This is a genomic window from Herbaspirillum sp. SJZ106 (assembly GCF_006715495.1).
Taxonomy (GTDB): Bacteria; Pseudomonadota; Gammaproteobacteria; order Burkholderiales; family Burkholderiaceae_D; genus Herbaspirillum.
Window position 1 is genome coordinate 559,528 of the sequence record NZ_VFNI01000001.1, and the last position, 24,739, is coordinate 584,266.

General features: G+C 63.9%; 24 protein-coding genes and 1 tRNA gene. 17 read left to right on the plus strand and 8 right to left on the minus strand.

Annotated elements, in window-relative coordinates; translation table 11 throughout:
• Positions 1–126: 126 nt before the first annotated feature.
• On the minus strand, positions 127–969 hold the full coding sequence (gene gloB, locus FB598_RS02455) for a hydroxyacylglutathione hydrolase (protein ID WP_183405759.1): 843 nt from the start codon (positions 967–969) through the stop codon (positions 127–129).
• A 17-nt stretch (positions 970–986) separates the two neighbouring features.
• Here gloB and FB598_RS02460 point away from each other — a divergent pair, with 17 nt between their 5' ends.
• The 4 genes from FB598_RS02460 to FB598_RS02475 all read left to right on the plus strand — a co-directional run bounded on the left by FB598_RS02460 (position 987) and on the right by FB598_RS02475 (position 3,246).
• Positions 987–1,754, plus strand: coding sequence for a class I SAM-dependent methyltransferase (locus FB598_RS02460; RefSeq protein WP_141912441.1), 768 nt, complete (start codon positions 987–989; stop codon positions 1,752–1,754).
• 76 nt (positions 1,755–1,830) lie between these two features.
• Entirely contained in the window at positions 1,831–2,265 is a 435-nt protein-coding gene (rnhA, locus tag FB598_RS02465) for a ribonuclease HI (RefSeq protein WP_141912443.1), read from the plus strand.
• A 39-nt stretch (positions 2,266–2,304) separates the two neighbouring features.
• Entirely contained in the window at positions 2,305–3,042 is a 738-nt protein-coding gene (gene dnaQ, locus FB598_RS02470; RefSeq protein WP_141912446.1) for a DNA polymerase III subunit epsilon, read from the plus strand.
• Positions 3,043–3,171: 129 nt separating this feature from the next.
• Positions 3,172–3,246, plus strand: a tRNA-Val gene (locus FB598_RS02475).
• Positions 3,247–3,461: 215 nt separating this feature from the next.
• Here FB598_RS02475 and FB598_RS02480 read toward each other — a convergent pair.
• On the minus strand, positions 3,462–4,865 hold the full coding sequence (locus FB598_RS02480) for a sensor histidine kinase (protein ID WP_141912448.1): 1,404 nt from the start codon (positions 4,863–4,865) through the stop codon (positions 3,462–3,464).
• The gene (locus FB598_RS02485; protein ID WP_141912450.1) at positions 4,858–5,529 is read right to left on the minus strand and encodes a response regulator; all 672 of its coding nucleotides are present in this window, start codon (positions 5,527–5,529) and stop codon (positions 4,858–4,860) included. Before FB598_RS02485 ends, FB598_RS02480 begins: the two co-directional genes overlap by 8 nt.
• A gap of 147 nt (positions 5,530–5,676) precedes the next feature.
• Here FB598_RS02485 and FB598_RS02490 point away from each other — a divergent pair, with 147 nt between their 5' ends.
• From FB598_RS02490 to FB598_RS02535, 10 genes are all read left to right on the plus strand, one after another.
• Positions 5,677–6,723, plus strand: a complete 1,047-nt coding sequence (locus FB598_RS02490) for an ABC transporter substrate-binding protein (protein WP_141912453.1) — start codon at positions 5,677–5,679, stop codon at positions 6,721–6,723.
• Positions 6,724–6,798: 75 nt separating this feature from the next.
• Entirely contained in the window at positions 6,799–7,812 is a 1,014-nt protein-coding gene (locus FB598_RS02495) for an ABC transporter substrate-binding protein (protein ID WP_141912455.1), read from the plus strand.
• A gap of 151 nt (positions 7,813–7,963) precedes the next feature.
• On the plus strand, positions 7,964–8,791 hold the full coding sequence (locus FB598_RS02500) for an ABC transporter ATP-binding protein (protein WP_141912457.1): 828 nt from the start codon (positions 7,964–7,966) through the stop codon (positions 8,789–8,791).
• A gap of 184 nt (positions 8,792–8,975) precedes the next feature.
• Entirely contained in the window at positions 8,976–9,830 is an 855-nt protein-coding gene (locus FB598_RS02505; RefSeq protein WP_141912459.1) for an ABC transporter permease, read from the plus strand.
• A 129-nt stretch (positions 9,831–9,959) separates the two neighbouring features.
• Positions 9,960–11,366 carry a DHA2 family efflux MFS transporter permease subunit gene (locus tag FB598_RS02510; RefSeq protein ID WP_141912461.1) on the plus strand — a complete coding sequence of 469 codons (1,407 nt, stop codon included), beginning with the start codon at positions 9,960–9,962 and terminating at the stop codon, positions 11,364–11,366.
• A gap of 213 nt (positions 11,367–11,579) precedes the next feature.
• Positions 11,580–12,242 carry a response regulator transcription factor gene (locus FB598_RS02515; RefSeq protein WP_141912464.1) on the plus strand — a complete coding sequence of 221 codons (663 nt, stop codon included), beginning with the start codon at positions 11,580–11,582 and terminating at the stop codon, positions 12,240–12,242.
• Between the two features lie 21 nt (positions 12,243–12,263).
• Positions 12,264–13,634 (plus strand): sensor histidine kinase, encoded by a 1,371-nt coding sequence (locus FB598_RS02520; protein ID WP_141912466.1) that lies wholly within the window; start codon positions 12,264–12,266, stop codon positions 13,632–13,634.
• A 136-nt stretch (positions 13,635–13,770) separates the two neighbouring features.
• Positions 13,771–13,989: a hypothetical protein gene (locus FB598_RS02525; RefSeq protein WP_141912468.1), complete on the plus strand. Its 219-nt coding sequence runs from the start codon at positions 13,771–13,773 to the stop codon at positions 13,987–13,989.
• Positions 13,986–14,420 carry a preprotein translocase subunit SecD gene (locus tag FB598_RS02530; protein WP_255463913.1) on the plus strand — a complete coding sequence of 145 codons (435 nt, stop codon included), beginning with the start codon at positions 13,986–13,988 and terminating at the stop codon, positions 14,418–14,420. The genes FB598_RS02525 and FB598_RS02530 overlap by 4 nt, the downstream gene beginning before the upstream one ends.
• Before the next feature lie 201 nt (positions 14,421–14,621).
• On the plus strand, positions 14,622–15,278 hold the full coding sequence (locus tag FB598_RS02535; RefSeq protein ID WP_141912470.1) for a DUF1345 domain-containing protein: 657 nt from the start codon (positions 14,622–14,624) through the stop codon (positions 15,276–15,278).
• Positions 15,279–15,356: 78 nt separating this feature from the next.
• Here the strand turns inward: FB598_RS02535 and mgtA are convergent, their stop codons facing one another.
• Positions 15,357–18,119, minus strand: a complete 2,763-nt coding sequence (mgtA, locus tag FB598_RS02540) for a magnesium-translocating P-type ATPase (RefSeq protein ID WP_141912472.1) — start codon at positions 18,117–18,119, stop codon at positions 15,357–15,359.
• A 910-nt stretch (positions 18,120–19,029) separates the two neighbouring features.
• Here mgtA and FB598_RS02545 point away from each other — a divergent pair.
• On the plus strand, positions 19,030–19,212 hold the full coding sequence (locus tag FB598_RS02545; RefSeq protein WP_141912474.1) for a hypothetical protein: 183 nt from the start codon (positions 19,030–19,032) through the stop codon (positions 19,210–19,212).
• Positions 19,213–19,645: 433 nt separating this feature from the next.
• Positions 19,646–21,094: a D-alanyl-D-alanine carboxypeptidase/D-alanyl-D-alanine-endopeptidase gene (gene dacB, locus FB598_RS02550; RefSeq protein ID WP_141912476.1), complete on the plus strand. Its 1,449-nt coding sequence runs from the start codon at positions 19,646–19,648 to the stop codon at positions 21,092–21,094.
• Between the two features lie 78 nt (positions 21,095–21,172).
• Here the strand turns inward: dacB and FB598_RS02555 are convergent, their stop codons facing one another.
• The 3 genes from FB598_RS02555 to FB598_RS02565 are packed head-to-tail and all read right to left on the minus strand — an operon-like array spanning position 21,173 to position 23,183.
• Positions 21,173–21,703 carry a TPM domain-containing protein gene (locus tag FB598_RS02555; RefSeq protein ID WP_141912479.1) on the minus strand — a complete coding sequence of 177 codons (531 nt, stop codon included), beginning with the start codon at positions 21,701–21,703 and terminating at the stop codon, positions 21,173–21,175.
• A 1-nt stretch (position 21,704) separates the two neighbouring features.
• On the minus strand, positions 21,705–22,568 hold the full coding sequence (locus FB598_RS02560; protein WP_141912481.1) for a YgcG family protein: 864 nt from the start codon (positions 22,566–22,568) through the stop codon (positions 21,705–21,707).
• Between the two features lie 21 nt (positions 22,569–22,589).
• Positions 22,590–23,183, minus strand: a complete 594-nt coding sequence (locus FB598_RS02565; RefSeq protein ID WP_141912483.1) for a LemA family protein — start codon at positions 23,181–23,183, stop codon at positions 22,590–22,592.
• A gap of 166 nt (positions 23,184–23,349) precedes the next feature.
• On the opposite strand from FB598_RS02565, the gene pyrF reads away from it, so the two are divergent.
• On the plus strand, positions 23,350–24,168 hold the full coding sequence (pyrF, locus tag FB598_RS02570; protein WP_141912485.1) for an orotidine-5'-phosphate decarboxylase: 819 nt from the start codon (positions 23,350–23,352) through the stop codon (positions 24,166–24,168).
• Positions 24,169–24,251: 83 nt separating this feature from the next.
• Here pyrF and FB598_RS02575 read toward each other — a convergent pair whose 3' ends face one another.
• Positions 24,252–24,734: a CinA family protein gene (locus FB598_RS02575; protein ID WP_141912488.1), complete on the minus strand. Its 483-nt coding sequence runs from the start codon at positions 24,732–24,734 to the stop codon at positions 24,252–24,254.
• Between the last annotated feature and the right edge of the window lie 5 nt (positions 24,735–24,739).

Genomic DNA, 24,739 nt, shown 5'->3' on the forward strand with positions numbered 1-24,739 from the left:
CAAAATGGGGAATGGTGGGAGTGTACGGAAGACCCTTTTCCGCAGTCAAGTAAAAATTGGCCGCTGTTACAAAGCCAAATCCTTGATTTGCTTGGGTTTTGGCGCCAAGTCGCTGGGATCGTCGGTTTATTTGTAGGTATTTTTCCATTCGCGTAGCGCGGCGAAGCTCTCAACTTCGCCAAACGTCTGCAAACGTCCGGCATCCTGCAGTGATTTTACGATGGTGGGCTGGGTCGCCCTCAGGAACGGGTTGGTTTTGCGCTCCAGCCAGATGGTCGAAGGCACGGTAGGCTGGCCGCGGTCGCGCTTGGCCTGCTCTTCTTTGATCCGGTCCGCGAGCCGGCCATTGTCGGGCTCCACCGCGGCTGCGAATTTCAGGTTCGACATGGTGTACTCATGGGCGCAATAGACGCGCGTGTCTCCCGGCAAGTTGGCCAGCCTGGCAAGCGAATCCACCATCTGCGCCGGCGTGCCCTCGAACACGCGGCCGCAGCCGCCGGCGAACAGCGTGTCGCCGCAAAACAGCAGGCCCGCGCCAGCCGCGTGGTAGGCGATATGGCCCAGCGTATGCCCCGGCACCTCGATGACGGCCAGCTCCAGCGGCAGGTGCGGCAGGCTGACCCGGTCGCCTTCGGCCAGCGGCTGCGTCATGCCGGCGATTTTCGCGCGTTCGCGCGCCGGGCCGTACACCGCAATGGCAGGGAATTCGGCGCTCCTGGCGCGTTCGGCCAATTCGACCACACCGCCGACGTGGTCAGCATGGTGATGAGTCAGTAGAATAGCGGCCAGCGTCAGGCCGTTTTCCTTGAGCGCGGCCAGGACCGGCCCGGCGTCGCCCGGGTCTACCGCGGCGGCATAGCGCCCGTTATGAATCAACCACAGGTAGTTGTCGCTGAAGGCCGGCACGGCCAGGACATCCAATGAAGTTTCCCGATCCGGTTTGGCTGGCGTGGCTGGCTGCTCGGTCATAAGGCGCGATCGAATAAATGAGTGACAATCCGGAAATTATAGACCTCGCAGCCTGGTTGCAGACGCCGACCGGCGCTTATCTGCGCGCCTGGGAGCAACGCCACCTCAATACGCTCACGGCCGACATCTTCGGTTTCAACGCCGTGCAGATCGGTTCGCCGCAGATCCACGCGCTGGCCGCTAACCGCATGCCTTACCGCTGGCTGACCGACAATGCCATGCCGGGCGAGAACCAGTCCGCGCTGGAAATCCCGCAAGTGCTGGCGCACGATTTCTGCGAACTGCCGTTCGCCACCCAGAGCCTGGACCTGGTGGTGCTGCCGCACGTGCTGGAGTTCGCTGCCGAACCGCACCAGGTATTGCGCGAGGTCGAGCGGGTGCTGATCCCGGAAGGGCAGGTGATCATCTGCGGCTTCAATCCCAGCAGCCTGTGGGGCATGCGCCAGGCGGCGGGCCGCCTGACCGGCGCCCACTTCCTGCCGCGCGACGGCGAATTCATCCGCCTGCCGCGTCTCAAGGACTGGTTGAAGCTGCTCAACATGGAAGTCAACCGCGGCCATTTCGGCTGCTACGCCCCGCCCTGCGAAACCGACAAGTGGCTCAACCGCTTCGGCTTCATGGAAAAGGCCGGCGACCGCTGGTGGCCGTATTTCGGCGCAGTCTATATCGTGCAGGCGATCAAGCGCGTGCTGGGGATGCGCCTGGTCGGCCCGGCCCTGAGCCGGCAGAAGGTCAAGGCGCCCAGGGGCATGCCGGCCACCAACCGTATCCACAAATCGGAATGAACCGCCGCCGGCCGGATCGGGTATGATCGCGGCCCCGGCGGCAACCAATGGGCGCGCAGCGCCAGAACAGACAAGCATGGACAAAGTAGAGATTTATTCGGATGGCGCCTGCAAGGGCAACCCCGGGCTGGGCGGCTGGGGCGCATTGCTGGTGGCTGGCGGCCAGGAAAAGGAAATCTTCGGCGGCGAACGCAACACCACCAACAACCGCATGGAGCTGATGGCCGTGATCCAGGCCCTGAACGCGCTCAAGCGCCCCTGCGACGTGGTGGTCCACACCGACAGCCAGTACGTGCAGAAGGGCATCAGCGAATGGATCCACGGCTGGAAGGCGCGCGGCTGGAAGACCGCCAGCAAGGAACCGGTCAAGAATGCCGACCTGTGGCAGGCGCTGGACGCCGCCCAGGCGCAGCACAAGGTCGAATGGCGCTGGGTGCGCGGCCACAACGGCCACGCCGGCAATGAGCGCGCCGACCAATTGGCCAACCGCGGCGTCGACAGCATCAAGTAAGTCGATATAGAGATACAGAAACAAAGAGCAGGAGCCACCATGCGTCAGATCATCCTCGATACCGAAACCACCGGCCTGTCGCCGCGCGCCGGCAACCGCATCCTTGAAATCGGCTGCGTCGAAGTGCTGAACCGCCAGCTCTCGGGCAACAACCTGCACCACTACATCAACCCCGAGCGCGACTCCGAAGAGGGCGCGCTGGCGGTGCACGGGCTGACTACCGAATTCCTGCGCGACAAACCGACCTTCAGGCAGATCGCGGCTGAATTTCTGGACTACGTGCGCGGCGCGCAGATCATCATCCACAACGCGCCCTTCGACGTCGGCTTCCTCGACGCCGAACTGGCGCTGCTGGACTTGCCGCCGTTTTCCGAGCATGTGGCCGAAGTGATCGACACGCTGCAGATGGCCAAGGAACTGCACCCCGGCCGACGCAATTCGCTGGACGCGCTGTGCGACCGCTACGGCATCGCCAACGCCCACCGTACCCTGCACGGCGGCTTGCTGGATGCGGCGTTGCTGGCCGAGGTCTACCTGGCCATGACGCGCGGCCAGAATTCGCTGACCATGGACCTGGGCAGCGGCGACGAGCAGGGCGCCGATGGCGCCGCACTGGAGCTGACGCCGCTGGCCGAGGTGATCGTGGTCGCTGCTGGCGAAGAAGACCAGCGCCTGCATGAAGACGTGCTCAACCAGCTCGACAAGGAAGTCCGGGGCGCCTGCGTGTGGCGTTTCGAACCGCCCCCGCCGGAAGCGGCCGACGCGCCGCCGGCCTGATGCGGCAAGGTTGTCGCATCAGGCAACGAAAGTGGGCGAATTATTTACAAGCCCCTTGCCCAAGCCGGAAAACTTATGTCATAATCTCGCCTCTCGAACAGCACGGCAGCAATGCGGCGTTGTTCAAATGGAAGGTTAGCTCAGGGGTAGAGCACTGCATTCACACTGCAGGGGTCGCAAGTTCGAAACTTGCACTTTCCACCAGGATCCATGAAAAAAGCCAGCTTCGCGCTGGCTTTTTTCGTTTCCGGGCGTTGGCCTCGCTGCTGCCGAAACCCTGCTCCGGAAGATTCCATCGAAGGGCCTTCCTTGATCGTGGCCGCCCATCATCCAGCCTCATCTTCACGGTGTCGCCTGCAATGCTTCTTTGATCAATTTGCAAGACCGATAGTCAGGTCGCCATTGCGGCGCGGGTACGTTTAACCCGGCAGCGCAGGCAGCTTGACCGTCGCGACCAGGCCGCTGCCTTCTGCGGGGGCATCCAGTACCACGCTGCCTTGCGAGGCCTGCACGATCTCGCGCACGATGGCCAGGCCCAGGCCGGAGCCGGGCTGGTCTGGCGCGGCGTTGCGATAGAAGCGCTCGAACACGCGCTCGCGTACTTCGGCCGGGATGCCGGGGCCGTTGTCGCTGACGGTGACGACAAATTGCCCGTTGCCGCCCGCATGGCCATCGCCGCCTTCGCGCGCGATGCCCACCGTCACCTTGCCGCCGTCGGGCGTGTAGCGCAGGGCGTTGTCGATCAGGTTCATCAGCATGCCGGCCAGTTGCGCTTCATTGCCGTTGACCGGGGCGCGCTCCAGTTCGGTTTCCAGGCCGAGGTCGATATGCTTTTTCAGCGCCAGCCCGGCCAGCTCTTCCAGCACCGTGGCGGCAACCGCCATGAGGTCCACCGGCCCGCGCGGGAAGGCGCTGCTGTTGGAAGCTTCGGCCTGCGACAGTTGCAGCAGCTTGTTGGTCAGGTCGGTCATGTTGCGGCTGCTGTCGTGCAGCGCGGCCAGCACCTGCGGCAGGCGCGCCGGATCGTCCAGCTGGCGCGCGAACTGGATTTGCGAGTCGATCACGGTCAGCGGCGTGCGCAACTGGTGCGCGGCGTCGGCAACGAAGCGTTTTTGCACGATCACCTGGGCGTTGAGCCGCTGGATGTACTGGTTGATCGCTTCCACGATGGGGCGCAACTCCAACTGCAATTGTCCGGTACGCAGCGGCGTGAGCGAATTGGGGTCGCGTGCGGCCAACTGGTCTTTCACCGCCAGGATGGGGCGCAACTCTATCGTCAGGCCCAGTACCACCAGCGCCACCGCCAGCAGCAACAGCACGATCTGGCGCCGCAGCGACGGTTGCCACAGGTCTTCCAGCATTTGCTGTCGGCCTTGCATGGTCTGGCCCACCGACACCGCCACCATGCGCAGCGTGCCTTCGTCATACAGCGCGCGGATGTAGCTGGCCACGCGCAGTGCGCGGCCCTCGAACACGGTGGTGGTATAGACCGGATGGATGGCGGCGAAGTCCGGGTCGACGGGGAAGTCGGGGCGGCCGGCCAGCAGCGTGGTGTCGTCCATCAGCACTTGGTAGTACACCGCATCCTGCGCCGGCGAGGCGAACATTTCCAGGGCCGCGGGCGGCACCGACACCACCGGCGCGCCATCCTGCCAGGTGACCTGGCCGGCGATCATGCGGGCCGAGGCCAGCAGGGCGCGATCCTGGATCAGCGTGGCGCTGGAGACGGCGTTGTCATAGGCGTCGCTGGCCGACAGGCCGACGTATACCGTCATCGGGATCAGCAGCCACAGCAACAGCCGCAGGCGCAGGCTGTCAATCATCTTTTTGCTTGAGCAGGTAGCCCAGTCCGCGCAGGGTCATGATGGCGGCGCTGGAGGCATCCAGCTTCTTGCGCAGGCGCGAGATGTAGATTTCGATGGCGTCCGCGCTGGGTTCCTCCGACAGGCTGAAGATGCCTTTCATCAGGGCGGTCTTGGATACCGTCTTGCCCTGCTTGAGCATCAGGATTTCCAGCACGTCGTGCTCGCGCGCCGGCAGCGCCAGCGTGTTGCCGGACACCGCGAACTGGCGCGTGTTGCTGTCGTAGACCAGGTCGCCGCAATGGATTTCGGCCGCCTTGTCGGGTGTCTGGCGGCGGATCAGCACCTTGATGCGCGCCACCAGCTCGCGTATCTCGAAGGGCTTGACCAGGTAGTCGTCGGCGCCGGCGCCCAGGCATTCCACCTTTTCGTCGATCGAGCCGCTGGCGGTCAGGATCATCACCGGAACGCCGTTGTGGCGCTCGCGCAGGCGCCGCAGGACGTGCTTTCCGCCCAGCTTGGGCAGCATCAGGTCGAGCAGCACCACGTCGTAGTTTTCATCCCGCAGAACCTGGTCGGCGATCTCGCCGTCAGCCGCGATATCCACGCTGAACTTGTGTTCTTTCAGGATTTGTTCAAGCCAATGGGCGAGCTGCGGGTTGTCTTCGATCAGGAGCAATTTCATGCAAATGTCTCGTTGGTTTTGTTGCGGTGCAAATAAAAAAGCGGTTTTTTGGAAAGCTGGATGAAGGTTTCGGCTTCTTAGAATACGCGGACAAATCAGTAAAGATGGCGCCAGACCATCCACCACCAACATCAGGAGACAATCATAATGCGTCAAGACGCCCGTGTGTTCCAGGCTTCCGTCATTCGCCGTTCCCTGCTGGCGCTGGGCGCCACCGCCGTGGCGGCGGCCGCGCTGGCGCTGTCGGCCCCGCAGGCCCATGCGGCCGACAAGATCACCATCATGGTCGGCGGCATCAACAAGCTGATTTACCTGCCGCCCAAGCTGGCCGAGAACCTGGGCTACTTCAAGGAAGAGGGCCTGGACGTCGAACTGCAGTCGCAGCCGGCCGGCGTGGACGCCGAGAACGAGTTGCTGGCCGGCGCCGTGCAGGCGGTGGTGGGCTACTACGACCACTCCATCGACTTGCAGAGCAAGGGCAAGGAAGTCACCTCGATCACCCAGTTGCTGCTGGTGCCGGGCGGCATGGAGATGGTGCGCGCCGACCTGGCCGGCAGCGTCAAGAGCATGGGCGACCTGAAGGGCAAGACGCTGGGCGTGACCGGCCTGGGCTCTTCTTCCAGTTTCATCGCGCAATACCTGGCCAGCCGCGCCGGGCTGAAGACTTCCGACTATTCGATGCTGCCGGTGGGCGCGGGCAATACCCTGATCGCCGCCATGAAGCAAAAGCGCATTGACGTGGCCTGGACCACCGAACCGACCACCTCCATCCTGCTGGCCTCGGGCGACGCCAGGGTACTGGTCGACATGAGCAGCGTGGAAGGCACGCGCAATGCATTGGGCGGCCTGTATCCGGCTTCCAGCGTGTACGTCAACCGCGCCTGGATGAACAGCCACAAGGCCGAGTCGCAAAAGCTGGCGCGCGCCTTCGTCAAGACTCTGAAGTACATCCAGACCCATACGCCGGAAGAGATCGCCGACAAGATGCCCAAGGACTACTACGGCGGCGACAAGAAGATTTACGTACAGGCGCTCAAGGCCTCCATGCCGATGTATTCGCCCGACGGCAAGATGCCGGCCGGCGGCCCGGAGCAGGTGCTCAAGGTAATGGCCGGCTTCAACCCCAACATCAAGGGCAAGAACATCGACCTGTCGAAGACTTATACCAACGAGTTCGTCGATCAGGTCAGGTAAAAACGCACAAGGCTTAGAATTCGCAGGTTTGCGCAGGTCTGGCCTGCGCCCGGCATCATCCAACAGGAGACTGACATGAACAAGAATATCCGCCGCACCCTTTTGTCGCTGGCCGTGGCGAGCGCCGCCCTGGCCGCGCTGCCGGGCCAGGCCTTGGCCGCCGGCAAGATCACTATCATGGTGGGCGGCATCACCAAGATGGTTTACCTGCCGGCCAAGCTGGCCGAGCAACTGGGCTATTTCAAGGAAGAAGGGCTGGACGTCGAGCTGCAATCGCAGCCGGCCGGGGTGGACGCCGAGAACGAACTGCTGGCCGGCGCGGTGCAGGCGGTGGTGGGTTTCTATGACCATTCGATCGACCTGCAGACCAAGGGCAAGGAAATCACCGCCATCACCATCTTCGGCCAGGTGCCGGGCGAAGTGGAGCTGGTTTCCACCAAGGCCGTGCCCAACTTCAAGAGCATGGCCGACGCCCGCGGCAAGACGCTGGGCGTGACCGGCCTGGGCTCGTCGACCAACTTCCTGACCCAGTACCTGGCTTCGCGCCACGGCATCAGCTCCAAGGAGTTCTCGGTGCTGCCGGTGGGCGCCGACAATACTTTCATCGCTGCCATGAAGCAGGGCCGCATCGATGCCGGCATGACCACTGAACCGACCGCTTCGCTGATGCTCAAGACCGGCGATGCCCAGGTGCTGGTCGACATGCGCACCGTGGAAGGCACCGTCAAGGCGCTGGGCGGCCTGTATCCGGCTTCCAGCCTGTATGTCCAGCGCAGCTGGCTCAACGGCCACAAGGATGAGGCGCAAAAGCTGGCGCGCGCCTTCGTCAAGACGCTCAGGTTCATCCATACCCACAGCGCCGAACAGATCGCCGACAAGATGCCCAAGGATTATTACGGCAACAACAAGGCGCTCTATGTGCAGGCCCTGAACAATTCGCTGCCGATGTATTCGCCGGACGGCAGGATGCCCAAGGGCGGCCCGGAAACCGTGCTGGCCGTGCTGGCGGGCTTCAATCCGAACGTCAAGGGCAAGCACGTGGACCTGTCCAGGACCTACACCGACGAGTTCGTGAGCCAGGTGAAGTAAGCCTGCGAACCTGACGGGGCCGGAAGAGAGGAGCGGGACCGCTTCTCTTGCGGCAGCAGCACCGGTCCCTGTTTTCTCCGATTTTTTTGCCAACGACCATGATGCGTTTGTACGCGTCAGGGGATCACTCAGCCCAGGAAAGAGCATCAAGATGAATGCGATCAACCCAAACGCTTTCGCCAAGCCAGCCGCCGGCAGCCAGGAAACGCCGGCCATCGAGCTGCGCAATGTGACTTGCCGTTTCATTACCGCGGATGGCAAGGCCACCGTGGCGCTGCGCGACTTCTCCATGAGCGTGGCGCGCGGCGAGTTCGTCGCCGTGGTCGGCCCCACCGGCTGCGGCAAGTCCACCACGCTGTCGCTGATCACCGGCCTGTTGCAGCCGACCATGGGCGAAGTGCGCGTGATGGGCCAGCCGGTCAACGGCATCGACCCGCGCATCGGCTTCGTGTTCCAGAACGACGCCGTATTCCCGTGGCGCAGCGTGCGCGACAACGTCGCTGCCGGCCCGATGTTCCGCGGCAAGTCCAGGGAGCAGGCGCACCAGCTGGCCGACGAATGGATCCGCCGCGTCGGCCTGGACAAGTTCGGCGACCACTACCCGCACCAGTTGTCTGGCGGCATGCGCAAGCGCGTGGCGCTGGCGCAGACTTTCATCAACAGCCCCGAGATCCTGCTGATGGACGAGCCGTTCTCCGCGCTCGACATGCAGACCCGCACACTGATGCAAGACGAGCTGCTGCAACTGTGGACAGCCCATTCCGGCTCGGTGGTGTTCGTCACCCACGACCTGGAAGAGGCGATCGCGCTGGCCGACAAGGTCTACGTGCTGACCGCGCGCCCGGCGACCCTGAAGAGCGTCTACCCGATCGACCTGCCGCGCCCGCGCGTCATGGAAGAGGTGCGCTACGAGCAGCGCTTCATCGACATCTCGCGCAAGATCTGGAGCGACCTGCGCGAAGAAGTGCATATCGCCTGATGCGCTGTCGCCGGAGATGGGCTTCGATACGCCGCTGTGCGGCTACTCAGCCAGAACGGCTTTCTCCGGCGCCTCCCATTCCCGGCACCCGTTCGCCCTGAGCGCCCTGAGTAGCGGCAAGGCCGCGTATCGAAGGGAACGCATAGCAGGCAACTCTGAATTCTGAACATCACAGGTGAGCAACATGACACAAGCACAAACCACACACAACGCGGCGCTGCAGGATATCGCCGCGGTCGAAGCCGAGGCGCAGCGCAAGATCCGCGCGCGCCGCAACCTGGTCGTCGGCCTGCGCATCGCCATCCTGGTGGTGGTGCTGGGCGGCTGGGAGCTGTTCGCCCGCATCGGCTGGATCGATCCTTTCTTCTTCTCGCAGCCGACGCTGATCGTGGCCCAGATCTACGAATGGATGGTCGAAGGCACGTCGCAAGGCCCGCTGTGGACCCAGGTGCTGGTGACGCTGGAAGAAACCGTGCTGGGCTTTCTGATCGGCTCGGTGGCCGGCGTGATCGCCGGCATCGTGCTGGGCCGCAACAAGCTGCTGTCGGACGTCTTCAGCCTCTATATCCAGATCGCCAACTCGATCCCGCGCGTGGTGCTGGGCTCGATCTTCGTGATCGCCTTTGGCCTGGGCATGGCCTCCAAGGTGGCGCTGGCGGTGGTGATGGTGTTCTTCGTGGTGTTCGCCAATGCCTTCCAGGGCGTGCGCGAAGCCGACCGCTACATGATCGCCAACGCCCAGATCCTGGGCGCGTCGCGCCGCCAGGTGACGACTGCGGTGGTGATCCCGTCGGCGCTGTCGTGGATCCTGGCCAGCCTGCACGTGAGCTTCGGTTTCGCGCTGGTGGGCGCGGTGGTGGGCGAGTTCCTGGGTTCCAAGCAGGGCATCGGCCTGCTGATCTCGACCGCCCAGGGCGCCTTCAACGCCAGCGGCGTGTTCGCGGCGATGATCGTGCTGGCGGTGGTGGCGCTGGCGGCGGACTGGCTGTTGCATGCGCTGGAGCGCCGCCTGCTGAAGTGGCGTCCGCAGGCCTTCTGATCGGGATGCGCCAAACGTTTTAAAATAGCGGCACTGCTTCGAAGAAAGCAACATCCCACCAGCGGGGACACCGAAGCGACAGGCTTTTGTGTCCTCGTCGCTTTTTCCGCGCCCAATCTTTCTCAATCCATGTCCGCCCAACGTCCAGACCAGTTGTCCGATCCTTCCGCCAGGTCTTCCGATATTTCACAGCGCGCGCTGCTGTGGATCGTCGCCTCCGGCTTTTTCATGCAGACGCTGGATACCACCATCGTCAACACCGCCTTGCCGGCCATGGCGCGCAGCCTGGGCGAACCGGTGCTGGCGATGCATCCGGTGGTGGTGGCCTACACGCTGACGATGGCGTCGCTGACCCCCGCCTCGGGCTGGCTGGCGGACCGGTTCGGCACGCGCAAGATGTATTTCGCGGCGATCCTGGTGTTCGTGATCGGTTCCATCCTGTGCGCCACCGCGCATACGCTGCCGCAACTGCTGGCCGCGCGCGTGGTGCAGGGCATCGGCGGCTCGATGCTGCTGCCGGTGGGACGGCTGGCGGTGCTGCGCAGCGTGCCGGGCGCGCAATATATCGCGGCGCTGGCGTCGATCTCGATCGCCGGCCAATTGGGGCCGGTGGTGGGACCGGTGCTGGGCGGCTGGCTGGTGCAGAGCCTGTCGTGGCACTGGATCTTCCTGATCAACGTGCCCATCGGCACCATCGGCATGCTGGCCGTGCTGCGCTACCTGCCCAACGACGTGCTGCCGGCCGCGCCAAGGTTCGACGTACTGGGCTGCGGCCTGCTGTCGGGCTGCATGGTGGCCTTTTCGCTGGCGCTGGACGTGCCTTTCGAGACCCACCGCGGCATCTGGAGCGCGACCCTGTTCGTGCTGGCGGCGCTCACGGTCTGGTTTTATTGGCTGCATGCGCGCCGTCATGAGCGGCCGCTGTTTCGCCTGGGATTGTTCAGGGAACCCAACTTCAGCATCGGCCTGGCCGGCAACCTGGTGTGCCGCATCGGTTCCTCGGCGGTGCCGTTCCTGCTGCCGCTGCTGCTGCAGGTGCGGCTGGGCTATTCGCCGCTGCAGTCCGGCCTGGTGCTGCTGCCGGCGGCCATCGCCGGCACCATCGCCAAACCGTGGATCGCGCCGCTGGTCAGGCGTTACGGCTATGACAATTTCCTGCTGGTCAACACCTTGCTGGTGGGCGGCGCCATCGTGTCGTTCGCGCTGATTACGCCGGATTGGCCGCTGGCCGCAGGCATCGTCCAGTTGGCCGTGTTCGGCGCTTCCAACTCGATGCAGTTCGCGGCCATGAACAGCGTGACCCTGAAGGGCCTGGACAAGAACGATGCCGGCAGTGGCAACAGCCTGTTCTCGATGGTGCAGATGCTGGCCATCGGCCTGGGGGTGACCATCGGCGGCACGCTGGTGAACCTGTTCAAGGACGGTTCGGGCGCGGCCACCAGCTTCAGTTTCCAGATCACCTTCGTGATCGTCGGCGTGATCACCCTGGCCTCGGCCTGGGTGTTTCGCAAGATGGATCCGCGCTACTTCAGGTAGACCCCGGGTAAATCCCATTGGCGTGCGCCAACTTCCGGGCCTGACTGGATGCTGTCGAATGGCTGACAGCGGACTGACTGTGACGGAAATGAAACAAAATACAAGCGGCGCGGCAGGCGCTTTACGATCGCGTGTTTGCAGCATTGGCGAGGCTGCAATACGATGCTTCGATTCGCAGATGTTTTGCGCCGTTTTTCTTCTCGTGAAGTCCCTATGAACGTTTTGCTGGTCGAAGACGACCCGGTGCTCACCGACGGCCTGTCGCGTGTGCTCAACTCCCATGGATTCACCGTCCATACCGTCAATAACGGTACCGATGCGCTGTCGCAGCGTTTCAATGCGTCGGTGCTGGTGCTCGACATCGGCCTGCCCGGCATCGACGGCTTTGAAGTGCTGCGGCGCATGCGCGCTTCCGGCAACAACACGCCGGTGCTGCTCCTGACCGCGCGCGACACCATTCCCGACCGTGTGCATGGCCTGGAGCTGGGCGCCGACGACTACCTGGTCAAGCCTTTCGCCACGCCCGAACTGGTGGCGCGCATCAAGGCCCTGGTTCGCCGCAGCGCGCCGCAGCCGGCGCAACTGTCGGTGGGCGGGCTGTCGCTGGACAACGCCACCAAGCGCGCCGACATCGATGGCCGCAAGATCGAACTGTCGCTGCGCGAATGGACGGTGCTGGAATACCTGATGCAGCATGCGTCGCGCGTGGTCTCCAAGCAGCAGATCATCGACGCCGTGCTGCCCTGGGGCGAAGACTTCACCATCAACGCGGTGGAAGTCTATGTCTCGCGCATCCGCCTCAAGATCGCCGACTCGGGCGTGGCCATCCGTACCATCCGCGGCTTCGGCTACATGCTCGAAAAGAGCGAGAGCTGATCGTTGCGCTGGCTTGAACGCATGCCGGTCCTGCAGCCCAGCATCCGGCGCGACCTGCTCAAGTGGCTGATTGCGCCGCTGCTGCTCATCAACCTGGTGGGCGCCGGGTTCACCTACTGGCTGGCCTGGCTGCCGGCCCAGCATGCCTTCGACCAGAACCTGATGGATTCGACCTGGGGCTTGTATGCCCAGGTGCGGCACCGCCAGGAAAAGACCTCCGCCGAACTCACCAAGCAGGCCGAACAGATCCTGCGCAGCAACCATTCCGACACCACCTTTTTCGCCGTACGCAATATCAAGGGCGAGATCATCCTGGGCGACAAGGGCTTTCCCCCTCTGCCCGACAGCGACGTGTTCGAGCGGCCCATCAATTACGACGCCGAGATGCGCGGCGAGCCGGTCCGCATCGCCGCGCTGCAGGTACGGGTCAAGAATGGCGTGATTTCGGTGGCGGTGGCCGAGACGGTGCGCAAGCGCAACCGCGCTCATTACACGATCCTGCTGTCTTTCCTGGCGCTGGACGGCGTGCTCACCTTCATCTCGCTCACCGCCGTGCTGGTGGCGGTGCGGCGCGGGCTCAAGCCGCTGCAGGCGCTGCAGGGCAACCTGGAGCAGCGCGGCCACGGCAAGCTGGGCGCCATCGACAGCGCCGGTTCCCCGGTCGAGCTGCTGCCGCTGATCGGCGCCATGAACCAGCTGATGGAGCGCATCAGCAAGGGCGAGCAGGCGCAGCAGAATTTCCTGGCCGACGTCGCCCATCAGTTGCGCACGCCCTTGACCGGCCTCAAGCTGCAACTGGAGCTGCTGCATGCCAAGCACCGCGATGATCCCGACACGACCCGTTCGCTGGAGATGATGAATTCCTCGGTCGAGCGCATGATCCGCCAAAGCCGCCAATTGCTGGCGCTGGCGCGTTCCGAGCACGGCCAGTTCGAGCAGCGCAACCTGGAAAACCTGTCGCTGGACAAGCTGGTGGAGGCGTCCATCCAGCATTTCATCGAAGAGGCCGACAAGAAACAGATCGACCTCGGTTTCGACCTGCGGCCCGGCCGCATGCGCGGCGACCGTTTCCTGTTGTCCGACCTGATCGACAACCTGATCGACAACGCGGTGCGTTATTCGCCGCCGCACAGCAGCGTCACCGTGCGTTGCCAGGAGCAGGACGGGGAGACCTTGCTGACGGTGGAAGATTCCGGCCCCGGCATCGCTCCCGAACATCGCGAGCTGATCTTCGACCGCTTCTACCGCGCCAACGACAAGGTGGCCGGCAGCGGCCTGGGGCTGGCGATCGTGCGCGAGATCGCCCGCGAACACGGCGCTGTGATCACCCTCGATTGCGGCGAGACCAGGCAAGGCACGGTCTTCACGGTGCGCTTTCCGTCGGTGGCCTGATCTTTTCCTGCCGGGCGCCCATGTACGGATGAGGCTGCGATTGTTCCCGCCCGGAAATTTCCCCGCAATCACATTCAGAACCTGGCACACGCCCCTGTGTCTAACGGCCTCCAACGCGACCGAGAATGGAGGCGGCATGACAGACAAAGTGATACGGAACGGCACCCACATCGCCCGCTACGATGCGATCGAAAAACCCGACCACGCCTACGAGGCGCAAGTGTTCGTGCGCCTGGCGCGCGAACCCGAGATCGCCGAAACCTATATTCCGGCCGGTTTTTATCCCACCGAGGAAGAAGCCTTGGCCGGCGCCCGCGAACGCGCCAGGCGGGCGCTGAAGGAGCATGAATTTTGAGGCAGCTCATCCGGTTTTCATCGGCCGCTTCCTGGCGCCGTCGCTTGCCGGGCCTGGTCGCCGCGGGCGCGGCGCTGGTTGCGCTGGCCGGCTGCGGCAGCACCGGCGCCATCTCGCCAGCGACCCCATTCGAGTTGCGCGGCGCCACCAGCGTGCCGACGCCAGGATGGAGCAAGGCCGGGAACAGCGATGTGCCTGGCAGCGTGGTCTATCTTGCACCCACGGCATTGCTGGATGCGACCGACGTCCAGCGCGCCACCGCGCAAAAGGATGCGGCCGGGCGCGCCATTTTGCTGCTGCAGTTTTCGCCCAGCGGGACGGCGCGCCTGACCGCCGGTTCGCGCCAGCTGGTGGGCCGGCAACTGGCGGCGGTGGTCGAGGGGCGCGTGACCAACGTGACCGCGGTGCAGGGGCCGCTGACCGTGCGCTGACCGGCTTCGGGAGCTTTGACGAGGCCGCCCGCGTGGCGCATCTGATTTCTTCTTCCAGGTAAGCGCAATGTAGCGGCAACGAGTCGGACCAGAAGGGAAAATGGCTGAAGCATGCTATGTTTCAGCCATGTTTTTTTGGACGGCGTTTTTGCACTTGTTGCGTCTGCCGATCTTCACCCATTCCTCTAGCCCATCGATGCCATGTCCGTTGCCCGCACTATTGTCCAGGTTCATCCGCGCCTGCTGATCGCCATCCTGGTCGGCATTGTCTGCGGCTTGCTGATTCCAGCCGGTTCGCTGGTCACGCACTGCCTGATCGGCTGGAACGCCGGCGTCTGGACCTACCTCGTCACGATCTGGCTGATGATGTATTTCGCCGATGCCCAGGACGCCAAGCGTCTGGCCGAGGTCGAGGACGAAAGCGCGCAACTGGTGCTGTGCATCGTCTGCATCGCCGCCATTGCCAGCCTGGTGGCGATCCTGCTGGAACTGGCCGGCAGCAACCATGGGCATGAAGGGCGTTTGCTGCGCTACGCGTTCACCGCGGCCACCGTGTTCGGCTCCTGGTTCCTGATCGGCACGATCTTCACATTGCACTACGCGCGCCTGTTCTACGCCCAGGACGACGATCCGCAAGCCTTGCCGCTGCGCTTTGTCGATGGCGAGGCGGCCCCCGATTATTGGGATTTCCTGTATTTCTCCTTCACCATCAGCGTCGCCGTCCAGACTTCCGATGTGGGCGTGGCCACGCGCTCCATGCGCCAGGCGGTGCTGGCGCATTCGCTGATCTGTTTCGTCTTCAATGCCGCCATCATCGGCCTGTGCATCAATATCGCCGCCGGCCTGGCCGGGAACTGAATCCAGGCGAGGGGCCAAAGAAAAAGGGTTGCCTTCGCAGGCAACCCTTTTTCATTTCAGCCAACCGCGCGGATCGGCTTATTGCCAGCCGTAGCGCTTGGCATACCAGTTCTTCATGAGCTGGATCAGCACCGCGTACGCCAGCAGGATCGCCGCCAGCCACGGGAAGTAGGACAGCGGCAGCGCTTCCAGCTTGAAGTAGTGCGCCAGCATCGACATCGGGATGAAGATGCCGATGGCCATGATGACCAGCGTCATGCCCAGCAGCGGCCACGAGGCGCGGCTCTGCAGGAAGGGGATGCGCCTGGTGCGGATCATGTGCACGATCAGCGTCTGCGACAGCAGGCCTTCGATGAACCAGCCGGACTGGAACAGCGTCTGGTGGTCCGGCGAATTGGCGCCGAAGATGTACCACATCAGCGCGAAGGTGGTGACGTCGAAGATCGAGCTGATGGGGCCGAAGAACACCATGAAGCGGCCGATGTCGGCGGCGTCCCAGCGCTGCGGCTTTTCCAGGAATTCCTTGTCGACGTTATCGAACGGGATGGAGATCTGCGACACGTCGTACAGCAGGTTCTGCACCAGCAGATGCAACGGCAGCATCGGCAGGAACGGCAGGAAGGCGCTGGCGATCAGTACCGAGAACACGTTGCCGAAGTTCGAGCTGGCCGTCATCTTGATGTACTTGAGCATGTTGGCGAAGGTCTTGCGGCCTTCGAGCACGCCTTCTTCCAGCACCATCAGGCTCTTTTCCAGCAGGATCAGGTCGGCCGCTTCCTTGGCAATGTCCACTGCGGTATCGACCGAGATGCCGATATCGGCCGCGCGCAAGGCCGGGGCGTCGTTGATGCCGTCGCCCATGAAACCGACCACGTGGCCCTTGTCGTGCAGCACGCGCACGATGCGTTCCTTGTGGGTCGGGGAGAGCTTGGCGAATACCGTCACTTTCTCGACGGCGACGGACAATTCCTCGTCGCTCATCTTTTCCACGGACGAACCGAGCAGCATGCCGTCCACTTCCAGGCCGACTTCGCGGCAGATCTTGGCGGTCACCAGTTCGTTGTCGCCGGTCAGGATCTTCACCGCCACGCCATGCTCGCGCAGCGCGGCCAGGGCCGGCGCGGTCGATTCCTTGGGCGGGTCGAGGAAGGCGATGTAGCCGACCAGCACCAGATCCGACTCATCGGCCTGGCTGTAGGTTTCCTTGGTCGGCGGCAGGTCCTTGGCGGCCACCCCCACCACGCGCAGGCCTTCGGCGTTCAGGCCGGCGGTGGTCTCGCGGATTTCCGCCAGCAGTTCGGGCGTGAGCGGAACGATCCGGCCGTCGTGGCGCGCACGGGTGCAGACCGAGACGATCTCTTCCACCGCGCCCTTGCAGATCAGTTCGTGGTGGTCTTCACGTTCGGACACCACCACCGACATGCGGCGGCGCTGGAAATCGAAGGGGATCTCGTCGACCTTGCGGTAGGCCGAGGCGATCGACATTTCGCGCTGCAGTTCGGCGTGCTCCAGCACGGCCACGTCCAGCAGGTTCTTCAGGCCGGTCTGGTAATAGCTGTTCAGGTAGGCGTACTGCAGCACCTCGTCGTCGGGCTCGCCGCGGATGTCGGTATGGCGCTCCAGGAAAATCTTGTCCTGGGTCAGGGTGCCGGTCTTGTCGGTGCACAGCACGTCCATCGCGCCGAAGTTCTGGATCGCGTCCAGCCGCTTGACGATCACCTTCTTGCGCGACAGGGCGACGGCGCCCTTGGCCAGCGTCGAGGTGACGATCATCGGCAGCATTTCCGGCGTCAGGCCGACGGCCACCGACAGGCCGAACAGGAACGCCTCGACCCAGTCGCCCTTGGTGAAGCCGTTGAGGAAGAACACCACCGGCGTCATCACCAGCATGAAGCGGATCAGCAGCCAGCTGACCTTGTTGACGCCGGCCTGGAAGGCGGTGGGCGTGCGGTCGGTGGCCGTCACGCGTTCGGCCAGGGCGCCGAAATAGGTGCGCTTGCCGGTGGTCAGGACCACGCCGGTGGCCGAGCCGCTGACCACGTTGGTACCCATGAAGCACAGGTTTTCCAGCTCCAGCGGGCTGCCGGCGTCGGTCTGGGTGGGCGTGACGAACTTTTCCACCGGCAGCGATTCGCCGGTCATCGCGGCCTGGCTGACGAACAGGTCCTTGGCCGAGAGCAGGCGCAGGTCGGCCGGGATCATGTCGCCGGCGGAGAGCAGCACGATGTCGCCGGGTACCAGCTTCTTGATCGGTAGCTCGATGCGCTTGGCGCCCTTGGGATGCAGCTTGATGTCGAAGTAGCGCTGCGCCTCGGCGGCCAGTTCTTCGGCCAGGTCGTGGCGCATCACGGTGGCGGTGTTGCTGACCATCGCCTTGAGCTTGTCGGCGGCGGTATTGGAGCGCGCCTCCTGCACGAAGCGCAGCAGCGTCGATATCACCACCATGGTGCCGATCACGATGGCGGCCTTCATGTCTTCGGTATAGAACGAGACTGCGGCCAGGAGCGTGAGCAGCAGGTTGAACGGGTTCTTGTAGCAGTGCCACAGGTGCACCGGCCAGCTCAGCGGCTTTTCATGTTCGACTTCATTGGGGCCGACTTCGGCGCGGATGGCGTCGGCTTCGGCTTCGGTCAGGCCGTCATGGCGCGATTTCAGGCGCTGCAGCAGTTCGCTTGCATCGCAGCGGGCCGCTTCGTTGAGTTGCTGGGCCAGGGTTTGCGGGATCTCCTTGGTCACCGGCGCGCTGCGGAACATGTCCATTCCAAGGCGGCGGAAGTGGCGGTCCATTCCGCGGGCGCGGATGAAGCCGGCGAAGGTCTCTTTCAGCAGGTTCAGGTTCATGGCGTACTTCTTTTCATGTTGTTTTCGCCGCCAGGGCGGGGTGGGGGCGAAGTGGCTTGCGGTCCGATGCGCAAGGCCGGGCGGGCTGGATGCGCATTCAGGTGGCGTCGTCAGGCGGCCCGAGTCAGGACTCTAACGGGCGCGCTTGACGGATCGATGACAAATATCGGGTCTTCATGTTTTTTTCTGTCGCATTGCAGCCTCCGCTTCGGTTGAGCGGAGCCCCTTTCACAGGCGCCTGTGCGCGCAGGCAGGCCAGATGCCGGCCGCAACGAAGCGGCGGCAAAAAGCCTGCGCTGCCGGTTGCGGTGCAACCAGCGTCATGCGGCCAGACTGTGGCTCGCCGCATCGGCAGCCATGCCTGCGGCGGTCGGTCGTCGATATGTTGTCGTGAGGGAAAAACGATGCGGCGAAATATTGGGAAGAAAACGCGGGGACCGCGCCTGGACTTCTTCCGGCCACTGGCAGCCTGTGGCCGCCAAGTGTCATTCCGTATGCATTGAGATACCGCCATCTGCCTGATTGCAAGATGACGGCAGGAGGATGTCCTGTTCGATCTTGCCGAGGCTTAACCGGGGATTAACCGGCAACAACTGTCACCCGAACAAGTGCCCATGAGAGGGACTCCAAAAAAATGAGAACGGGCGAATTCTACGCTCGCGCTTAAACGAGGGTCAAGGCAAATCCGGCCGCCTGCCGAAAATTTGTGCGTTCGCAACAATGCCGCGGCCGCCCCTTGTCGCTGCTGTGCAGCAACGAATTGTCGGCGGCCCTGCTTGTTTTATGTGACATGCGGCCTATACTCAAATCACAAAGTCCCGCCGGGCAAGGCTGGCAGCGATGCCATGCCGCCCGATACGAATAATCCGAAAGCGGATCTGAATGTGAAGGCTGAATGAGGAGACGCATCATGCCGAACATCATCATGAACAATCTGGTGTTTTTCATTCCGATGACCTTGGCCGGGCTATTGCTATGCGGCGAGGTGCCGGTCGCCTCCAGGGTGATCCGCAACGGTTGCAGGGCAATCGGCGCGGTGTTCGGCGCGTTGCTGGCGCTTTTAGTGCTGGAGGCTCTGCCAGTGCTAATTTAGCGGGCATTGCGCCCGCTTTGCCGCTCGTTGCGGCAGTGGCAGGAGCATCGGCGGAGACCGCTTTTCTTGGAGAGTTCAGGTCTTTCACTGTACGCCGATTGCTCCTCCCTTGATTTCCCTAGGTCGATGTTTTCACAGTGGTCTCGTGGCGGCCCCGAAAGCATCGGCCTTTTTTGCGCCCATTATCTGGGATCCGGGGCGCTTCCCTGGCGCCTGAGCGCCTGAGCGCCTGCGGCCGCATCATCGACACCTCTTCCTCCTGCGCGTTGGCCTTGGCCGCACGGGCCGCCGGCTTGCGCTCCGGATCGCGGGGCGATCCGGTTTCTCTCCTCTCCGATGCGAATCCGCCTTGCTTGGCAGGCTGCGGCGCAGGCGCGGGGAGCGCGCGTTGCGACTTCCCCTATAATGCGCCATCCCCTTTTTCAATTGAACCATGTCCCGTTTTCCGCAGCGCCACACCCGCCGGTTGCCATTTCATGCATTGCTGATCGCCGTTTCCTTGTTATCCGGAGCCGCCATCCCGGCGGCCGCCCAAGGCTTGCCGCCGGCCGTGGTGGGGGCCTTGCGCGTGGCGCATATCCCCCAGCAGAACGTTGGCGTGCTGGTGCAGGACGCCGACAGCGGCAAGCGCGCGCTGGTCTCGGTCAACCCCAGCCAGCCGTTCAATCCCGCCTCGGTGATGAAGCTGGTGACGACCGACGCGGCGCTGGAGTTGCTGGGCCCGACTTACTCCTGGAAGACCCAGGCCTACATCGATGGCGCGCTGGAGCAGGGTGTGCTCAATGGCGACCTGATCATCAAGGGCGGCGGCGATCCCAAGCTGGTGATGGAGAATTTCTGGCTGTTCCTGCGCCAGCTGCGCGCGCGCGGCATACGCGACATCCGCGGCAACCTGGTGCTGGACCGCAGCTTCTTCGCCGAGAGCACCTACGATCCGTCGCAGTTCGACGGCGATCCGCAAAAGCCTTATAACGTCGGGCCCGACGCGCTGCTGGTGAACTACAAGACCCTGGCTTTGCGTTTCGAACCGGATTCGGCCGGCGGCACGGTCAACGTCACCGTGGATCCGCCCATGGCAGGCCTGGCCATCACGCCGCCGCGCCTGTCGCAGGAACCTTGCGGCGACTGGCAGGGCAAGCTGATGCTGTCGGCCGATGCCGGCCCGGTGGCCTTCATGGGCAGCTACGCGGCCGATTGCGGCGCCAAGGTCTGGTATGTGCATCCTTACCGCATGGGCAATGTGCAGTATGTGGGCGCGATGTTCCAGAAGATGTGGGCGGACCTGGGCGGCAGTTTCGCCGGACGCGTGGCGGACGGGGCGCTCACGCCGTCGGCGCGCCTGATGGCCGAGGCGCAATCGCCGGCCTTGCCCGAGGTGATCCGCGATATCAACAAATACAGCAACAACGTGATGGCGCGCCAGGTGCTGCTGACGCTGGCCGCCGAAATGGCCGGGCCGCCGGGCGACATCGTCAATGGCGCACGGGTGGTGCGCGCCTGGCTCAACGACAAGGGCATCGACACCAGCGGGCTGGCGATCGAAAACGGCGCCGGCCTGTCGCGCCTCGAGCGGGTGACGCCAGCGTTGCTGGGCAACATGCTGGCGCAGGCCTACCGTTCGCCGCTGATGCCGGAATTCGTTTCCTCGCTGCCGCTGGTCGGTTACGACGGCACCATGCGCCGCCGCCTGAAGACGCAAAGCGTGGCCGGGCAGGCGCATATCAAGACCGGCACGCTCAACGACGTGCGTTCCATCGCCGGCTATGTGCAGGCCGCGTCGGGCAAGAGCTACGTGGTGGTGTTCCTGATCAACCACCAGAATGCGCCGGCCGGACAGAAGGCGCAGGATGCGCTGTTGCAGTGGGTGTACGAAAACGGCTGATCCGGCATCCGTTGTGCCGATGTGAAAACGCCGCCGCGGCATGGCCGTCGGCGGCGTTTTTCATGGCTTGCGCAGGGTTCAGAGCAGCAGCGGCTTGTCGGATAATTCGTTGCCGCCCTTGGCCTCGCCATCGCTGTGCGGCATGGCGTGCGCCAGCACATCGTGCAGCATCGCCAGCGCCTGCAGGGTGCTGTCATGGTAATCGCCGCGGGCATAGCCGGCGGTCATCGCGGCGCATACCTGCTGCCATTGCTGGCGCGTCACCAGGCGGCTGACGCCGCGGTCGGCGACGATCTCCACCTTGTGGTCGGCCAGGTTGATATAGGCCAGCACGCCACAGTTTTCTTCGGTATCCCAGATGCGGTAACGCGCGAACAATTCGTGCGCGCGCTGGCGCGAAGTTTCGTACCGCCATACCGCGCCCAATGACAGCGATGCCTCGACGATCACCCGCACCTGGGCGCGGTGTTGTCGTTCGCCTGCAGCGATGCTGGCCTGGATAGCCTTGAGCGTGGCGGAGGGAAAGGCGCGGCGCGCCGCCGCGTGGGTGAAGGCCAGGTGGCGCAGCATGCGGCTGGCCACGGACGCCTGTTTTTTATCCTTGCTCATCTCACCAGTCCCCCGAAGCGCCGCCGCCGTCAAATGTGCCGCCGCCGCCCGAGAACGAACCGCCGCCGGAAGAGAAGCCGCCCGAGGAGCCTCCCGAAAAACCGCCGGAACGGCTAGAGCGGCCTGAAGCCGCGTTGCGCGCGACCTGATCGAGGATGCTGCCGATGATCACGCCAGCCCCGGTGCTGGCGCCGTTGCCCCAGTCGTTGCTGTTGAGGTTGTTGCGCGCATTGCGGCGCGACCTGAGCAGCATGGTGAAGAAAATGAACAGGAAAAACAGCACCGCCATCAGCGTCACCCAGCCGCCGCCATCATCGGTTTGCGCCGGTGGGGCATGGCGCTGCGCGGCCGGCAGCTTTTCCTGGTCGAGCAGGCTGGAGATGGCCGACACGCCCGCCGCCAGCCCGCCGTAGAAATCGTCCTGGCGGAAGTGCGGGGCAATCACGTCTTCCAGGATGCGTTTGGATTGCGCATCGGTCAGGCTGCCTTGTACGCCGCGCCCGGCCTCGATGCGCAGGCGGCGCAGCGCCTTGGGATTGTCCTTGGCCACCACCAGGATCACGCCGTCGTCGACGCCCTTGCGACCGAGCTTCCAGGCTTCGGCCACGCGGATGCTGTATTGCTCGATGGCTTCCGGCGCGGTGGAGGCCATCAGCAGCACCGCGATCTGGCTGCCGGTGCGAGTTTCGTACTCGGCCAGCACGCTGTCCAGCGCGGCGCGCTGCTGGTCGTCCAGCATGTGCACCTGGTCGACTACGTGGCCGGATAGCTGTGGAACGGGGACGAAATCCTCGGCCGCGGCCGCACCGCCCAGGACGGGCAGCAGGACCAGCAGCAGTTGGAGTCGCAGGAGGAATTGACGCATCGGCGATGCCCGGATTCAGGTTTATTTGCCGAAGTTGACGGTGGGTGCGGTCGAGATGGCCTTCTCGTTTTCCACCGTGAAGGACGGCTTGACCGGATAGCCGAAGATCTTGGCGGTGATGTTGCTGGGGAAGCTGCGCGCCAGGATGTTGTATTCCTGGACCGCGGCGATGTAGCGCTGGCGGGCTACGGTGATGCGGTTCTCGGTGCCTTCCAGTTGCGACTGCAGGTCGCGGAAGCTGGTGTCGGCCTTCAGTTGCGGATAGTTCTCCGACACCGCCATCAGGCGCGACAGTGCCGACGACAGCTGGCCCTGCACCTGCTGGAACTTGGCGAAGGCTTCCGGATTGTTCAGCACTTCGGGCGTGATCTGGAAGCTGGTGGCGGCGGCGCGCGCCTGGGTCACGGCTTCCAGCGTGTCTTTCTCGTGCGCGGCATAGCCCTTGACGGTGTTGACGAGGTTGGGAATCAGGTCGGCGCGGCGCTGGTACTGGTTGACCACTTCGCCCCAGGCGGCCTTGGTGGCTTCGTCCTTGGCCTGGAAGTCGTTATAGCCGCAACCCGACAGCGCCAGGGCCAGGAAAGCGGTGGCCAGCCATGCAAACCATTTTTTCATGTTGTGTTCCTCGTAAGAAAAATAAAACGCGCAACCGAAATGCCACATGCGGAACCTTCTTTTTTCCTCTTTTTCCGGCCCGAAAAGCCTTGAAAAAGCGGGAGAAAGCGAGGTTTTTCCGGTGCCAGCGGTACAATAGCGCATCTTTGCATATTAAGGCACCACCGTGACATTCATCGACAAGTTAAACGGCGCGTGGAAATCGCGTAATTCCCTGCTGTGCGTCGGGCTGGACCCCGACGTCAAGAAGATTCCCGAAGAATTGCGCGGCAAGTCGGATGCGATTTTCGAATTCTGCCGCGCCATTGTCGACGCCACCGCCGACGCCGCCTGCGCCTTCAAGCCGCAGATCGCCTATTTTGCCGCGCTGGGCGCGGAAGACCAGCTGGAGCGGATCTGCTCCTACATCCGCCGCCATTACCCCGACATCCCGCTGGTGCTGGACGCCAAGCGCGGCGACATCGGCGCCACCGCCGAACAGTACGCGCGCGAAGCCTTCGAGCGCTACAACGCCGACGTGGTCACCGTCAGCCCCTACATGGGCTGGGATTCGGTGGCGCCTTACCTGGAGTGGAAGGATCGCGGCGTGATCGTGCTGTGCCGCACGTCCAACGCGGGCGGCTCCGACCTGCAGTTCCTGGAAGTGGACGGCAAGCCGCTGTACCAGCACGTGGCCCGCCTGGTGGCCGAGAAATGGAACACCAACGGCCAGTGCGGCCTTGTGGTGGGCGCCACCTTCCCGCAGGAGCTGGCGCAGGTGCGCGCCATCATCGGCGACATGCCGCTGTTGGTGCCGGGCGTGGGCGCCCAGGGCGGCGACGTCGAGGCCACGGTCAAGGCCGGCAGGACGGCGGCCGGCGCCGGCATGATGATCAATTCCTCGCGCGCGATCCTGTACGCCAAGCAGGAAGCGGGAGAGGACTTCACCGCGGCGGCGCGCCGCGTGGCGCTGGAGACGCGCGACGCGATCAACAAGTACCGCTAAGACAGGAAGCAACAAAAACCAACAAAAACAAACAGGCCGCGCTGCCAATGCAAGCGCGGCCTGTTTGTTTTGGGAGAAGCGGTTCAGTCGGCCAGCAGCTTGAGCAAGCCCTTGAGCGAATGGATGACGGTCTGTTCGCGCACGGCTTGCCGGTCGCCCGCAAACACCAGGCGCTCTGTATAGGTCTTGTCGCCCACCCGCCAGCCGAAGCAGACGGTGCCCACCGGCTTGCCCGGCACCGCGCCGCCAGGGCCGGCGATGCCGGTGGTGGAGACGGCCACATCGGAGTTGCTGTTGGCGACCGCGCTTTCAGCCATGGCGCCGGCGATCTCTTCGCTGACCGCGCCATGCAGCGCGATCATGGCTTCGGGAATGTCCAGCAGCTCGTTCTTGGAAGCGTTGGAATAGGTCACGAAGCCGCAGTCGAACCATTCGGAGGAGCCGGCGATTTCCGTGATGGCGTGCGCGATGCCGCCTCCGGTACACGATTCGGCGGTGGCTAACAGCAGGTTCTTGGCCTTCAAGGCCTGGCCTACGCGGGCGGCTAAGTCAATCGTGGTGTCCATGAGTG